This window comes from Pseudoalteromonas sp. TB41, from assembly GCF_000497975.1.
GTDB lineage: Bacteria > Pseudomonadota > Gammaproteobacteria > Enterobacterales > Alteromonadaceae > Pseudoalteromonas > Pseudoalteromonas tetraodonis.
Window position 1 is genome coordinate 1 of sequence record NZ_AUTH01000003.1, and the last position, 15,769, is coordinate 15,769.

Sequence of the window (15,769 nt, forward strand, 5' to 3'; positions counted from 1 at the left end):
CAGCGGTCAGCGGTCAGCGGTCAGCGGTCAGCGGTCAGCGGTCAGCGGTCAGCGGTCAGGTAATAAAAATAAAACACCGAGCCTTTTGCAAGCGCAATTTTTATATTGTAGGCGGGAGTTTACCTCGCGCAGGTTTTAGCAATGAGAAACTGTGTTTCTAACGTAAGTAAGCTATACGTCCACATTGAAAATGTTGGCGGTGGTGTTACCAAAAAACCACCGTTATTGTTTTATTAAGCTCTTTAAGTTTTTACTGTACGTTCTACTTACCTTGAGTGTTTTTTCGTTATCTAACACCGCCATATATTCAGAATTACGTAATGGGTTGAGCTGTTTGATATGGCTTAAATTAACAATGGTTGATTTATGTATGCGTAAGAAGTCTTCTGGTAAGGTATTTTTTTCAAGATCTTTTAAACGCGCACGCATTACATGGGTTTCAGCCAGTGTATGAACACACATATAATCGCCTGCGGCATCAATCCATAAAATATCTTTAAACGGAATTATTTGAATTGGGTTTTTAGCATCTTGGATGACTAAGTTTTCGGCTTCAAATTTATATTCTGAGTTTTTTGAGCTTTCTAATTCTTGATGTTCGTTTTCTATCAGCGATTGGTGTACTTCAATCAATGTATTTTTTCTGTGGAGTTGCTCTGTTTTTACTACTCTTTCTATGGCTTCTGCAAGGCGAGCTAACTTAACGGGCTTGAGTAAGTAGTCAAGGGCTCTTACCTCAAATGCTTTAACGGCATGCTGGTGAAACGCAGTAACAAAAATAACCGCTGGACAGCTTTCTGGTTGAAAATATTTAATTAGTTCAAAGCCTGATTTTGTTGGCATTTCTATATCTAGAAACACTAAATCAACGTCATGTTTGTTAAGTACGTTAATAGCGTCATCAACACTTTGTGCACTGCCAATCACTTCAATTTCAGCAAAGGCCTCTAAACGAATACGCAACCCTTCAATAGCGCTGTATTCATCGTCAACAAGTAATGTTTTTAATTGAATCATTATTGCAAACCATTAATAGGAAGAGAAATACAAAGCCATGCGCCGCCTAATTTGCCATTGCCTTTCTCAATGCGATGGCTATTTCCATACATTAATTTTAAGCGTTGCTCGCAATTAGCCAAGCCAATGCCCCTTTTCGATTTTTTATTATCGTCAAACCCTTTACCAGTATCTGCAACCTTAATGAGCAATGCGGTTTTTGTTTTTTCAACTTTAATTGTGATCACCATTTTTTGATCTGCGCGCATACCATGTTTTAACGCGTTTTCTACCAATGGTTGAATTAATAAAGAAGGTATTAATAAATCGTTGCATGGTTCATCAACGTTAATATTAACCTCTAACCGGTCAGTAAATCGACATTGCTCTATATCTAAGTAGGTTTTTAATATGGCAATTTCTTCTTTAATCGCTACTTTTTCAAGCGGATCGGTATACAAACTATGGCGCAGAAGATCACAAAGCTTTTCGAGCATATTCACTGCCTGCACACTTTCTTTTTTTAAGATTAAGGTGCAAATAGCATTAATGCTGTTAAACATAAAGTGCGGATTAAGCTGATATCGAAGCATTTTAAGCTGTGACTCTTTAGCTAGGTGTGTCGCTTCTGCGGCTTTTTGAGTTTGCTCTAAATTGTCGAGATATATTTTTATCCCGTAATAAAAAGCAGTCCATGTTGAGAGCATAGTTAACGATGCAGACGTCCATGTACCAAAGTCAAACCATGTCATTGAAAGCCACCAATTGCCATATAACCACTGCAAAGACGCCCATTTAATTTGTGTCCAGATTAATGTGGCAGTTAACAGCAGCACCAGATGCAGTGCTATTTTAACTTTAATCCCTTGCCTATTTGAGCAGTTATAAGCCCTTCTTAAAAGCAAGGTGATTAAAAAGCCACACGCTACATCAATAATTAAATGCGGAATGTGTATCGACCATGGCTCGTCGCTTGGTATTTTTATCATTAGCTCGGTCAGCATTGCATACACAATCCAACCGCAGCTCTGAAACAACCAGAAAAGATGACTTCTGGGATTTTTGGAATTCAAATTAATACGTCCAACTTTAAAGGCAGTTGAATAGCTTACTTATTATCAACTGCCTTTGCCTTATTTATTTTGAGCACGTGATTGATAATGCGTCATTATTAGGTTTTGCAGTCAACGCGATATCTGCAACTGCTAAACTTAAACGCTGAGCTGAAATACGAATTACATCTGACATAGATTGTTCAATCAGTTCGCTATCGGCGCAATTGAGTGCGATTGATAAAGTATGCCAGCGCTTATCTGCCATTGTTTTTTCAAACGATGAAAAATCAATACTTCTTAAACAGTTATCTAAATTACACATTACTTGTAACTGGGCACCTTGCTCTGGAGCTTTATCTAATCGCATCTTTAGTTCAAGGTAACCTGATTTAAATTTGCGTTCGAGTAGCGTAGGTTTTAAGTAACTTAGGCTAAGCGTTGCATCTGAGGATTGAGATTGCCACTTAAACTGCCTTGCATCCTCTTGATACGATAAATTAACCGATTGCATTAACAAACTTTTTTTATCGCCACTGGTGGCCGATGAACCACTAGTTAAAACCTTTGCTGTTGTATCAGCTAACGCCCAAGTGAGATTTTTAGCTAAACTTTTTACAAACAATGGGTGTGCATCGCTTTTAACGATTTTTTTAGGGCTTGTAGTTTCACTCACAACAGGTATGTTTACTGTGTCTTGATAAGTTAACCCGTAGCCATAGGCAAAGAGCGGGTCGTAATTTACATCGCCTAAGTTAAGGCTAAATTGGTCGTCGTATTTAGGCCACGAAAAACTCAACTTACCGCTAAAATCAAACTGACTGTTACCGTTTTTATCTGTTAGTAATACGTCTGCAACTCCCTCACCCTCAGAGCCTGGTAACCATGCAGCAACAAAGGCATCTGATGCATTGAGCTCTTTATTGACCCAAAGCGGGCGACCACTTAAAAATACGGTGACTACCGGAATATTGTCTGCCTTAAGTTTTTTCAGCAGTGCAAGAGCGTGTTTGCTTTCATGCTGAAACTCTAACATTTCTATATCACCAAACCACTCAGCATAAGGTTCTTCACCAATAACAACAATGGCTACATCTGGCTTGGTTTTATAGTCACCAGACTCACTTAAGCTTATTTCACCGCCTGCTTTTAATACTTGCGACTTTAAACCTGCATAAATAGAGGTCGCATTTGGAAAGTCGCTATTAGTATTGTCTGTGCCCTGCCAAGAAACGCTCCAGCCACCGGCTTGCATATTGATTGCATTGGCGCCTTTACCGGCAACTAAGATGCGGCTATGCGCTTTAATTGGCAAAACGTTTTCGTTGTTTTTTAATAGAACGAGTGACTTGCGAACCGCTTCTCTTGCCAAAGTGCGATGCTCATTAGCGCCTAACCACTGCGGGTGTTGTGATTCAGGTCGCGCTGATGGTTTACCCTTTGTAAACACCCCCCAGCGGATTTTAGCCCTTAAAAAGCGTCTAACCGCATCGTTTATTCTTGATTCGGCTATTACCCCCTCTTTCACTTGCTTAACAGTATTATGATAAAAGGCTTCAAAATGCTCTGGCACCATGATTACATCAACACCTGCGTTTATGGCTTGGGCGCATTGCTCTAAATCGCAGCCTTCTACAAACTTATGCGCATTCCAGTCGCTTACTAAAAACCCATCAAAACCAAGTTGGTTTTTAAGTACATCCGTTAATAAATGCTTATCGCCATGTACACGTTTGCCATTCCAACTATTAAAGGATGCCATCACTGATTGCACGCCTTCATTAATAGCAGAAAAATAACCTGCGCTGTGAATATCTCTTAATCCTTTTTCATCGATAAGGGTATTTCCGCGATCAACGCCTCGCTCAGTGCCACCATCACCCACAAAGTGCTTAGCGGTGGCAATACGGTTACTGCCTTTTAAAAAGTCAGCGCCTATGTCACCTTGAATACCGGTCACCATACTACCTGCATACAACCTAACTAATTCAGGGTCTTCTGAGTAACTTTCATAAGTTCTGCCCCAGCGATCATCTCTGACTACAGCAACAGTAGGCGCAAAACTCCATTCAATCCCTGTGGCAGATACTTCCTTTGCTGTTGCTTGGCCTATGCGTTTAATTAAATCAGCATCATGCGCAGCTCCTAAGCCAATATTGTGCGGAAATAACGTAGCGCCATACACATTACTATGCCCATGCATGGCATCGGTTCCCCATACTGTCGGGATCGCAATACCATCTATGGTCGAATCCATAGAGGCTAGGTACATTTCATCTGCGTATTTTAACCAAGTAGCTTGATCCGCTCGTTTATTTCCGTAAGGGGCAGTATTTCCGCCATTTAGATAAGAGCCAAATCCATACTTTTTCATTTGCTCTACACTTAAATAACCAATTTCTGGCTGGATCATTTGCGCCACTTTTTGCTCTAAAGTCATTGTTGCGAGCAGTTTATCAATCTGTTTTTCAACGGCTGGATCACGCTTAAGTTGCGTATTCACATAAGGCCAGTTAACTTGCTGATTGTCTGCACTCAATACATTTTGACAGTTGAACATGCCAAAAACAGGCAATAAGCAAAGTAATAATTTAGGGTGTTTTATTTTCGACATTTAAAACCTTCGAGATTAAATACTGTTTTATAAAATACGGACTGATTAATTTAGTGTGGAATATATTCAATAAAATCATAATATGCCCATGAAGGGCTGTCGTAGTATTGACCCGGAAAGTAATTCCCTTGAGTCGAGTTGTCACCATTCCACTGGTTAATCATTATTTTTGTTTTATCAATTGGCCATGCATAGCCGGGAATTTCATTATCGGCTATTACGCCATCCCCATTGTCTTTGTACATCACTCTAATTGTTTTCTCGTTTCCTTGTGAGTCGTACAGATACCAACGAATTGATGAGCTTGACCAATCAAAGCCAATGGTTAATAAGTTTTCTCTGTAATCAAGCCCAAACTGGCTTAAATCGATATCCTTTTCCCAACTTTGATACGTGCCTCCTTGGGGCTGGTAAATCACATTGGTATGAACAACATTGCCTAAAGAAGGTAATAGTTCGATATCTATTTCTTGCCATGCGCGTCCTGGCGAATCCCACCATGAGGTATAAGTAAAAATAGAAGACACGGTACCGGCGATATTGCCCGACTTAACACTGCCTTGTACCTTACCAAAACTATAAAAGTGATTACTTTGCAGCTCAGCACATGCACCTTGTGACAGAGAAAGGGTGATGCCGTGTTGACTTGGGTTAATCATTCTTGGGACAAATTCGCAGCCAAAAGGTGAGCCATTATCGCCACTACGTGCACTCCAAAGAGTTGTGTCAAATCCCCACGAAAAATCGTCTTTAAAATAGTTAGCGTATGTGGCGGGTGAAATAACTATAAGGCCAGCAACTAAGGTTGAAATTAACTTCGTTTTCATTATTAAATCCTTATTTAATCAAGCACCTCCTACAGTACTTTAGCCTGTAGGAGGGTAACTTTTACTCGGTTATTTAGAATGAAAAACCCGCTCTCATACCATAGTATCTCGGCATACCAAAGCTGCCTTTTGGGATCCCCTTACCAGTATTATTCCAGTATTGAATAGTTTCATCTGAAGCATTATTAACAAACACTTCTGCAAACCAGTTTTGTCCTTGCGGCTCATACTTAATAGAGGCGTTAAATACGGCAAACGCATCGCGGCTATCATCGATATATTTTGTTGCTTCATCTGGCACTTGAAAATCCATGTCATCTAAATGTTTATCAACATTCCATACCGTTGAGTACGACTCATCTTTCCAACTGGCATTTAACCATGCGTGAACAAAACCATACTCTCCTAAGTTGAGTGTATGTGTGTAACTGATATTGGCGGTAAACTCAGGGGTCATTGCTAAATTATTCCCCTTAAGATTGGTAGCTAACAGGGTATTTTCAGGATTTTTTGATTCTTCATAAGAAATATCAAACAGATACTCCGCGTCGTAATCCCATTTAGTATTCCAATCTTCAGTAACTTTTGCATCAGTCCACGTTACGTAACCACTAATTCGACCATTTGGATACGGCTTCCAATCAAACTCAAGCTCAATCCCTTTTATTGTTGAGCCAGGGACATTTTGTGTGTAGTAAGCTATAACTGGCTTGTTTTGAAAATCGAGTACAGGCTCGCCATTACCGTCTAAAACGGGAGAGCCATCTTCATCTTCTACCACAGATAAACGCTCTACGTTACCAATAGAGCCCACTGATGCGTATTGCATGTCGGTGTAATCTGTGTAGAAAAATGCGGCTTTTAGGTTTAATGAGTTATCAAAAAAGCTCGATTTAGCACCCAATTCCCATGTTAGTACTTCTTCTGGGTCGAACTTGGTTTCAAAACGAGTAACGTCACCGGTTCTGTCATTTACCACTTCGTAAACATCACCAATACCACCGGCTTTAAAGCCACTGGCAAGATAGGTATAAACCATGGTTTCAGGTGAAATGTCATAATCTAAACCAACACGAAAATCATGGTGTTTCCAACTTCCCTTATTGTCGTTTTCAAAGTATGACGCATAAATAGAAGGATCTTCGTAGTAGTCAACAGGAAGGTTATTTAAATCAGTTCTATTTAACCAACCTACGGCGCAGCCATCAGCATTAGAACAGCGATAGGTTTTTCCGCCTTTATCTTCTTTTGTTTCATCACTAAATCGATAGCCAAGTGTTAGGTGTAACTTTTCAGTTAAGTTGTATGTACCTTGACCAAATAATGCGAGGGCGTCGGTAGAACGATCGGGTTGATCCCAAAACGCTTTGTCATCCATAGGATTATCGTAATAACCTAAGGTTTTTGTTCTTTCATGAAAGTAATTAATACCTGCAATCCAGATAAAGTCGCCATATTCATCAGATTGTATTTGCAGCTCAGTTGAAAAAGACTCTGCGCCAGTGCCGTCTAAAAAGTAAGTTGCGCCATCCCAAGGGTCTAAACCTACTTCACTATCTTGTGCTGAAGAGCGTTCCATATCTTCATAGCCCAATAACCAGACAAGTGAATATTCATCGTTTATGTTGTAATTAAGGGTGTTTCTTAAGTACGTGATATCTAAATTAAGCTTACCGGGCACATTTACAACCGCCTGATAAGTATTATCGCTGGGTAAAAAGTTAGTGCAGTCTCCCCCTAGTTCAGCACTTCTGCCACGAATTTTATCGCAGTTAACTAAATCTAGGTTGTTATTGCTGTCATTTACATACTTTTGAAAAACAGTGTGGTTTGAAAAATTGCCGTCCAAAGGCTCCCACAAGGTGCTAATTCTAAATGAATATTCATCAGCATTATTGTAAAAATTGCTTTTATCAGCCGGTGTTAGCGCGCGAACTTTTTGCGCTTCTGGATCTGTGCCAGCGCCATCTATCCACCAGTTTTCTCGTTGGGTAATTGTTTGACCCACGCCTTGATAAGAGTCTTCAGAGATTACTGGCGCATTAAGAATATCGTCGCTTAAGCGTCTTGAGTCATATTGGTTAGGATCGTAATACCCCTCTAAATAAGAATCCCGTTTCAAGCCTTTTCCTGAAAACCTAACGGCAAATTCATCATTAATAGGAATATTTAAGACTGCATCAATATTTTTACTATTAAAGTTTCCCGCTTCAATACTGACGTTGCCATATAAACCGGTAAACTCTGGTTTTGCTGAAATAACATTAATACTACCCACCGTTGAGTTACGACCAAATAGGGTGCCTTGTGGGCCCCTTAGTGCTTCAACTCTGTCTATGTCGTACATCAATGCAAGGGCACCTTGCATACGTGGTGAGTAAATACCATCAAGGTGAACACCCACAGCCGGATCGCCAAGCTCAGTAATATTAGTAGAGCGTACACCTCGCATTGAAATAACCGGCGCAGCTTGATCTGTTGCAGTTGAAATATCTAAGCCAGGGACTAAGTTAGCAATATCCTTAACGCTATTAACACCGTTTCTTTTCAGCTCGGCTTCAGTTAATGCTGTAATGGCAACAGGTGTTTCCATTAATCTTGTTTTGCGCTTAGTTGCTGTTACCGAAATGATTTCTAATGAAACTGTTTCTTTTTCTGACGCTTGCTCCTTATCCGCGGAAGCTTCTTGAGCATTCAATGGCATTGAACAAGCCAACGCAACGGCTATTGATAGTGCTGTTTTATTTATTGTGTGCATGTTTGACCTTTTGGATGTGTGTGTAAACGTTAAACTTTGTTACTTTTATTTAACAGTCTCATAGTATCCATATCGATTATTTTTATTACTAGTCAAATACGCCAAGACGAGTTAGATATAACACAAACCGAAATCACCTTCTAATTTTTGAAGCTAAAGCCAGATAAACATCAAGTATTTTCCTCGTAGTTTAGCTTTTTGACTCTATTTCAGACACAAAAATACCGACTTAGTGTCGGCTTATTTATAAAAGCGGTAGACGCAGGATATCTCTTGTAAGGGTGAACCTGTGACTGCCTGATTCGTAGCTAGAAGAAGCGGCACATCTACATTGAAAAGTTGGCGGTGGTATTATTTATAGAACGTAGCTTACAGGCGTTTAAATACTCATGGTGATTTTGAACTTCTCATTTATCCCTCTTTCATTTCTCTTTGTGAATTTAAGTTTTTAAGGGCGTTACTCATAAAAAGGTTACGAGGCGCTGCGCTTTTAGAGAAGTGACTGAATGGAAGATTTGGCAGGTATCATTAGGTTTAACTGATATCTGAAAGCTTTCTCAAATTTCAGACATAAAAAAACCGACTTTCGTCGGTTTCTTTTCTATTAACTTTAATAGTAATAGAAAGTGGTGGGCGCAGGACGTATCTTCTAAGAGTGAACCTCCGACCGCTTGGTTCGTAGCTTGCTACTTTCCCATATTCACTTTATTTCAGGCACAAAAAAACCGACTCAGTGTCGGCTTATGTATGAAAGTGGTGAGCGCAGGACGTATCTTCTAAGAGTGAACCTCCGACTGCTTGGTTCGGAGTAGGTTACTCTATCCACATCCACGCTTTGATTTATTTCAGGCACAAAAAAACCGACTTAATGTCGGCTTATTTATGAAAGTGGTGGGCGCAGGAGGATTCGAACCTCCGACCGCCTGGTTCGTAGCCAGGTACTCTATCCAGCTGAGCTATGCGCCCACTTTCATATTTACTTATTTAAACTCTAAGTGAGAGTTGAAAGTGGTGAGCGTAGGACGTATCTAATAAGAATGAACCTTCGACCGCTTGGCGTTAGCCAACACTTTACTTATTTTATACTCTTAGCAGGAGTTGCAATGAAAGTGGTGGGCGCAGGAGGATTCGAACCTCCGACCGCCTGGTTCGTAGCCAGGTACTCTATCCAGCTGAGCTATGCGCCCACTTTCATTTTGCTTGTTTTAACTCTAAGCAGAGCGTTCTCTAAAAGAGAGTAAAGTATGGTGGGCGCAGGAGGATTCGAACCTCCGACCGCCTGGTTCGTAGCCAGGTACTCTATCCAGCTGAGCTATGCGCCCATACTTTATTTTACAAGATGCGCCATTTAAAAAATGGTGGAGAGGGAGGGATTCGAACCCTCGATAGAGCTACAAACTCTATACTCCCTTAGCAGGGGAGCTCCTTCGGCCACTCGGACACCTCTCCGTCTTGTGGGGCGTATAATAAAGATTTCAGAAAATATGTCAAACACTTTTCTGACAAAAGTGACTATATGGCTATAGATTGCACACATGCCTAGTTTTAAAGTGTAATTAGTTTGAAAAATAATCAGGTTAAGTGTTTGGGGTGCTTGAATTTACACCCATCACTGGCACTAGTTCGTCCGTAAGTTCAGCAAGGTATTGCTCTTGATAGCCTAACTTCTGAAACTCGGCAATACACGCGCGATAATACGCTTCTCGCTGTTGCTCTGTAGTGTTCTCATCAGGTAAAGATTCTACTCGTTTAGCTTTCATATTATTTCTCTAAGTCCTTTAGAAATTTTTATTTTTTACGACTAAGAATGACCGTGTATAAATTTAGGCCACATTTTAGCTAAAAAATTCACATAAATACAACATAATGTTTAAAAAACAATCATACCAAAAAGTTATAGCACTGCTGTAATGTTGCTAAGCAGTCAAGCAACTTTATGATAATGAAGCTGAATTAAAGATTAATTTACTTTTATACTTACACTTAATTATCAGTGTAGTACTTATTAATTAAAAGCCCTAATATGAAGTTTAGGCAATGTCTCACAAACAATAAGGCAAAAAAAAACGCCGCTAATTAGCGGCGTTAATAATTTTATAGTTTATTCCTTCAAGCTTAGTCAGCTTGTGGGCGCATGTGCGGGAATAAAATAACATCTTTGATAGTTGATGAGTCAGTAAATAGCATCACTAAACGGTCAATACCTATGCCCTCACCTGCCGTTGGTGGTAAACCATACTCAAGTGCGCGAATGTAGTCTTCGTCGTAGTGCATTGCTTCATCATCACCTGCGTCTTTTTCTTCAACTTGGCGAGAAAAACGCTCAGCTTGATCTTGTGCATCATTAAGCTCAGAGAAACCATTTGCAAGCTCACGGCCACCAACAAAGAATTCAAAGCGGTCAGTTACAAATGGGTTTTCGTCGTTACGACGTGCAAGTGGCGATACTTCCCACGGATACCCTGTGATAAATGTCGGTTGGATAAGCATATGCTCAGCCGTCTCTTCAAATATTTCACATAAAAACTTACCCGGGCCCCATACGCAGTTTTCAGGAATTTTAACATGCACTTGTTTAGCGTACGCTTTTAATTCTTCAAAGTGGTTTTCTGGGTCGTTAAATACCGCAGCATCAAACTCAGGGTTATATTTTAAGATTGCGTCACTCATGCTTAAACGTGTGAACGGTTGACCAAAGTCATACTCTACTGAATCAATCACTTCACCGTTTTCATCTTTAGTGGTGTTAACCACAATTGGGCTGCCCAGTACGTTAGTTGCAACTGTACGTAACATGTCTTCGGTGATGTTCATTAAATCAATGTAGTCAGCATACGCTTGGTAGAACTCAATCATAGTGAATTCTGGGTTGTGGCGTGTCGATAACCCTTCGTTACGGAAGTTACGGTTAATTTCGAATACACGGTCAAAACCACCTACTACTAAACGCTTTAAGTAAAGCTCAGGCGCAATACGTAAGTACATGTCGATATCAAGCGCATTATGATGAGTTACGAATGGACGCGCAGATGCACCACCAGGAATAACCTGTAGCATTGGCGTTTCTACTTCCATAAAATCGCGGTCTGCTAAAAAGCGACGAATACCTTCAACCACTTGTGAGCGAATACGGAATGTTTCACGCGTTGCTTCGTTAGTAATTAAATCAACATAACGCTGACGGTATTTCGTTTCTTGATCCGATAGGCCATGGAATTTTTCAGGAAGTGGACGAAGTGACTTAGTCAGTAGTTCGTACTCAGCCATGTCTACGTATAAATCGCCTTTACCCGATTTATTAAGCGGCCCTTTAACACCAATAATATCGCCAATATCAAGCTGGCCATATTTTGCTTTTAAATCTTTTTGTACGTCTTTTGATGCATAAACTTGTACACGGCCTTTCATATCTTGAATAGACATAAACGGACCACGCTTAGCAAGAATACGACCTGCAATCGATACTACGTGCTGTAATTCGATTAATTCTTCTTTACTCTTATCACCAAACTCAGCCTGCAAATCTGCCGTGTAATGCTCACGACGGAATTGGTTTGGATGACCGTTGGCTGGGCAATTTTCGCGAATAGCGTCTAATTTGCCGCGACGCTCAGCGATTAACTTATTTTCGTCTTGGATTTGATCAGTCATTTTTTAGCTCTTTTTTAGCTTGGTGGTTATAAACCAGATTTTAAGCTGGCTTCAATAAATTTGTCTAAGTCGCCATCGAGTACCGCTTGAGTGTTACGGTTTTCAACGCCGGTACGTAAATCTTTAATACGCGAGTCATCAAGTACGTAAGAACGAATTTGACTTCCCCAGCCAATATCAGACTTGTTGTCTTCTTGGCTTTGCTTTTCTGCATTTTGCTGTTGTAGCTCAAGCTCAAATAATTTCGCTTTTAACTGCTTCATTGCTTGGGCTTTATTTTTATGCTGCGAGCGCTCGTTTTGACACTGCACCACAGTATTAGTTGGCACGTGAGTAATACGTACCGCTGATTCAGTGGTATTTACGTGCTGACCACCCGCGCCTGATGCACGGTAAACGTCTATACGTAAGTCAGACGGATTAATATCAATCTCAATGTTGTCATCAACTTCTGGGTAAACAAACGCAGAAGCAAACGAGGTATGACGACGACCACTTGAGTCAAATGGACTTTTACGAACGAGGCGGTGTACGCCTGTTTCAGTGCGTAACCAACCATAAGCGTATTCGCCAGAAAAACGCACCGTTGCGCCTTTAATACCAGCAACATCGCCATCGGTGGCTTCAACAAGCTCTACTTTAAAGCCTTTTGCTTCACCCCAGCGTAAGTACATACGCAGTAAAATATTACACCAGTCTTGTGCTTCAGTACCGCCAGAGCCTGATTGTAAATCAAGGTAGGCATCGTTTGAATCGTGAGAGCCTGAAAACATACGACGAAACTCAAGCCCTTCAAGCTGCTGGTTTAAATCAGCTAGTTCGCTTTGTGCTTCATCAAAAGTGTCTTGGTCTTCAGCTTCAACAGCAAGCTCTACTAAACCTTCAACATCGTCAGTACCAGCAACAAGGTTATCGATTGTTTCAACCACGGCTTCTAGTGCTGACTTTTCACGACCAAGGGCTTGTGCGCGCTCAGGCTCATTCCATACGGCTGAATCTTCAAGTTCGGCGTTAACTTCTTCTAAACGTTCTTGTTTAAGAGCGTAGTCAAAGGTACCCCCGAAGCAGTTCAGTACGTTCGCGAATTTCCTTGATTTGATTAATCACAGGATTCACTTCAAACATGTACATTACTCCAAAATGGCTAGGTTATTGCGCACTTAAAAAAGAGACCGAGCGCAATTAAAAATCATTAAATAATAAAAACGCCCGATTTTAACAAAAAACCGCGCGTTTTATTAGCCTTTTATGCATGGTTTGAAGATATTTTTTAGCCCACTTTTTCAAGCTCTCTAACTATAAGTTGTAAGCTAAATTTACTTCTAAATTCATTTATATCGAGCTGATACGCTACTTTAACAAACTGCGCCTCGGTATCTGGCCAAGCTTTTACATCAATCCCAAAGGCAATGGCATCCACTAAGCGTGCAGACTGATGCTTTAATACTAGCTTTAAGTGTTTTTCACCCACAATACGCTGTTGGATTACTTCAAAGGTGTGTTCAAATATCGGCTCAGGAAACTGCTGCCCCCACGGGCCCGATTGTTTTAAAAGCTGGGCAAAATCCATGCTAAAGCAATCATTAGGTAACTCACCATCTGTAAATACAATACAGCGTTTACTTTCTTCACTGAGTTGCTCGCTAACTGCACTATTAAATGCGCGTTTGAACTCAGTAAATTGTTGCTCGTTAATACTTAAACCTGCCGCCATTGCGTGGCCGCCAAATTTATTAATTAAACCAGGCTGCGCAGTGTTTAAACCTTCAAGCAGGTCGCGCATATGTAAACCTTCAATAGAGCGACATGAACCTTTTATCTCACCGTTTTCGCCACCCGCAAATATCACGGTTGGGCGGTGGTATTTTTCTTTTAAGCGCCCCGCTAAAATGCCAATAACGCCTTGGTGCCAATCGTCTTGATACAAACAAATAGCATCAGGTACGCTATCTTCTTTAAATGCTAGCCTATCGAGCACGGCTTGCGCTTCTACTTGCATGCCTTGCTCTATTTCACGTCTGGCAAAGTTTAAGCTGTCAAGCTCACCGGCTATGCGCCTTGCTTGATTTATGTCGTTGCTAAGTAAGCAAGCTATACCTAGGCTCATATCATCTAAACGCCCTGCTGCATTTAAACGTGGCGCCAATGAAAAGCCAAAATCGCTGGCACTCAAACGAGCTGCATTGCGATTAGCCACTTCAATCAGTGCGGTGATACCTGGGCGGGTTTTACCACTTCGAATACGTGCCAAGCCTTGATGCACTAACGTACGGTTATTCGCATCCAGAGCCACCACATCGGCCACCGTACCAAGGGCTACAATATCGAGTAAGTCAGCAATATTTGGCATAGGATGTTGGTTAAAGTAGCCTTGTTCACGCAGCGCACTTCTCAGTGCGATAAGTAAATAAAACGCCACCCCAACACCGGCTATCGACTTAGAGGGAAAATCACAGTCATGGCGATTAGGATTAACAATAGCATCGGCATTAGGCAGTTGCTCGCCTTGTAAATGATGATCTGTAACCAGCACTTTAATGCCTGCTGCTTTAACAATATCAATCCCTGCAATACACGATATACCGTTATCTACGGTGATCACTAAATCGGGCTGCATAGTGACTATTTGCTCAGCCAATGCTGGGCTTAAGCCATAACCTAAACTAAAGCGGTCTGGCACTAAATAATCTAAATGGGTAAAGCCAAACATGGCCAACCCTTGCATTAAGGTGGCGGTGCTGGTTGCGCCATCGGCGTCAAAATCGCCAACAATTAGTATTTTACTTTGTGTATGCAGTGCATCAATTAATAGTTGGCTGGCTTTGTCTATATCTTTAAAAAGTTTGAAGTCGTGGAGTGTAGCTGCGCTATTGTTTAGCTCATCGGCATGGGACACATTTCGCGTGGCATAAATTTGCTTGATAACAGGGTGAAGATGGCTCGGCAGATGAGAGTCGTCAACGGGTTCTCGCGCAATGATCATTTTTTTCATGCTAGTTTTTAACTTATGATGTTCATGATATAAGACAAAAAAGGCCATTAAGGCCTTTTTAAACACATACTCGGGGTATTGCTTAGCCCGCTTTGTTAGCCTCAAGCGCTGCGCTTAATGCCGCAGCAGGCTGATAACCTGGGATCATCGTGCCATCTTCTAAAATAATAGCCGGTGTACCGCTAATACCAAAACTCTGGCCTAACTGATAATGCTCAGCAACAGGTGCGCTACAGCCTTTAACAATTTGGGTATCTGCACCCGATTTAGCTTCAGTTAATGCTTCTTGCTGATCTTTCGCACACCATACATTCATTAAATCAGCGTAACCAGATCCTTGCAGACCGCCACGCGGAAACGCTAAATACTTAACGGTAATACCCGCATCAAGTAAGTCATCTAGTTCACGGTGTAATTTACGACAGTAACCACAGCTAATATCGGTAAATACAGTAATGCTGTGCTTCTCTTCAGGTGCTTTGTAAACAATCATTGAGTCTTCGTATTCTTTTAACCCTGATTGGCGCACACCATTAAGTGCTTGCTCGGTTAAGTTACTACGGTTGTTTAGATCGATTAGCGTACCTTGCATTAAAAATTGACCGTCAGGACTTGCATACAGCACACCTTTATTGGTGATCAATTCTTTTAAGCCTGCAACTGGGCTTGGATTAATTTGTTTAACGGTCACCCCTAGCGCGGCAAATTTCGTCACGATAGGATCTGTAGCATCCGGAGTGACTGCAACGCTATTAGCAAAAGCGCTCAAACTAGTGCACAACATGGCACCTGCTAACATTAATTTTTTCATAACGGGTTCTCTATCCTAAAAATACTTATCTTATCGTGTCTATATGACCGGCTTAGTGACAAAAAAAT

The 15,769-nt window shown here is 41.0% G+C and carries 10 protein-coding genes and 4 tRNA genes; all 14 read right to left on the bottom strand.

Annotation, left to right across the window (positions count from 1 at the left end):
* Positions 1–222: 222 nt before the first annotated feature.
* Entirely contained in the window at positions 223–1,017 is a 795-nt protein-coding gene (locus L641_RS0100085) for a LytTR family DNA-binding domain-containing protein (RefSeq protein WP_024600782.1), read from the bottom strand.
* On the bottom strand, positions 1,017–1,985 hold the full coding sequence (locus L641_RS0100090) for a histidine kinase (protein WP_253944033.1): 969 nt from the start codon (positions 1,983–1,985) through the stop codon (positions 1,017–1,019). Before L641_RS0100090 ends, L641_RS0100085 begins: the two co-directional genes overlap by 1 nt.
* Positions 1,986–2,133: 148 nt before the next feature.
* Entirely contained in the window at positions 2,134–4,662 is a 2,529-nt protein-coding gene (locus tag L641_RS0100095) for a glycoside hydrolase family 3 protein (protein ID WP_024600784.1), read from the bottom strand.
* A gap of 50 nt (positions 4,663–4,712) precedes the next feature.
* Positions 4,713–5,489, bottom strand: a complete 777-nt coding sequence (locus L641_RS0100100; protein ID WP_024600785.1) for a family 16 glycosylhydrolase — start codon at positions 5,487–5,489, stop codon at positions 4,713–4,715.
* 73 nt (positions 5,490–5,562) lie between these two features.
* Complete coding sequence (locus L641_RS0100105; RefSeq protein ID WP_024600786.1) at positions 5,563–8,247, bottom strand: TonB-dependent receptor; 2,685 nt, start codon at positions 8,245–8,247, stop codon at positions 5,563–5,565.
* Between the two features lie 889 nt (positions 8,248–9,136).
* Positions 9,137–9,213, bottom strand: a tRNA-Arg gene (locus L641_RS0100110).
* 144 nt (positions 9,214–9,357) lie between these two features.
* Positions 9,358–9,434 (bottom strand) — tRNA-Arg (locus L641_RS0100115).
* 58 nt (positions 9,435–9,492) lie between these two features.
* Positions 9,493–9,569: transfer RNA gene (locus L641_RS0100120), tRNA-Arg, on the bottom strand.
* 34 nt (positions 9,570–9,603) lie between these two features.
* A tRNA-Ser gene (locus tag L641_RS0100125) sits at positions 9,604–9,696 on the bottom strand.
* A gap of 128 nt (positions 9,697–9,824) precedes the next feature.
* Positions 9,825–10,007 (bottom strand): hypothetical protein, encoded by a 183-nt coding sequence (locus L641_RS0100130; protein ID WP_013465804.1) that lies wholly within the window; start codon positions 10,005–10,007, stop codon positions 9,825–9,827.
* 355 nt (positions 10,008–10,362) lie between these two features.
* Positions 10,363–11,898 carry a lysine--tRNA ligase gene (lysS, locus tag L641_RS0100135; protein ID WP_024600787.1) on the bottom strand — a complete coding sequence of 512 codons (1,536 nt, stop codon included), beginning with the start codon at positions 11,896–11,898 and terminating at the stop codon, positions 10,363–10,365.
* A 26-nt stretch (positions 11,899–11,924) separates the two neighbouring features.
* Positions 11,925–13,023, bottom strand: a protein-coding gene (prfB, locus tag L641_RS0100140; protein WP_109874146.1) for a peptide chain release factor 2 whose coding sequence is annotated in 2 segments (ribosomal slippage) — positions 11,925–12,947 and positions 12,949–13,023 — 1,098 coding nt in all. Because the reading frame shifts where the segments join, the coding sequence is not laid out codon by codon here.
* Between the two features lie 145 nt (positions 13,024–13,168).
* Positions 13,169–14,890: a single-stranded-DNA-specific exonuclease RecJ gene (gene recJ / locus L641_RS0100145; RefSeq protein ID WP_024600788.1), complete on the bottom strand. Its 1,722-nt coding sequence runs from the start codon at positions 14,888–14,890 to the stop codon at positions 13,169–13,171.
* A gap of 82 nt (positions 14,891–14,972) precedes the next feature.
* Complete coding sequence (dsbC, locus tag L641_RS0100150; protein ID WP_008467797.1) at positions 14,973–15,701, bottom strand: bifunctional protein-disulfide isomerase/oxidoreductase DsbC; 729 nt, start codon at positions 15,699–15,701, stop codon at positions 14,973–14,975.
* Between the last annotated feature and the right edge of the window lie 68 nt (positions 15,702–15,769).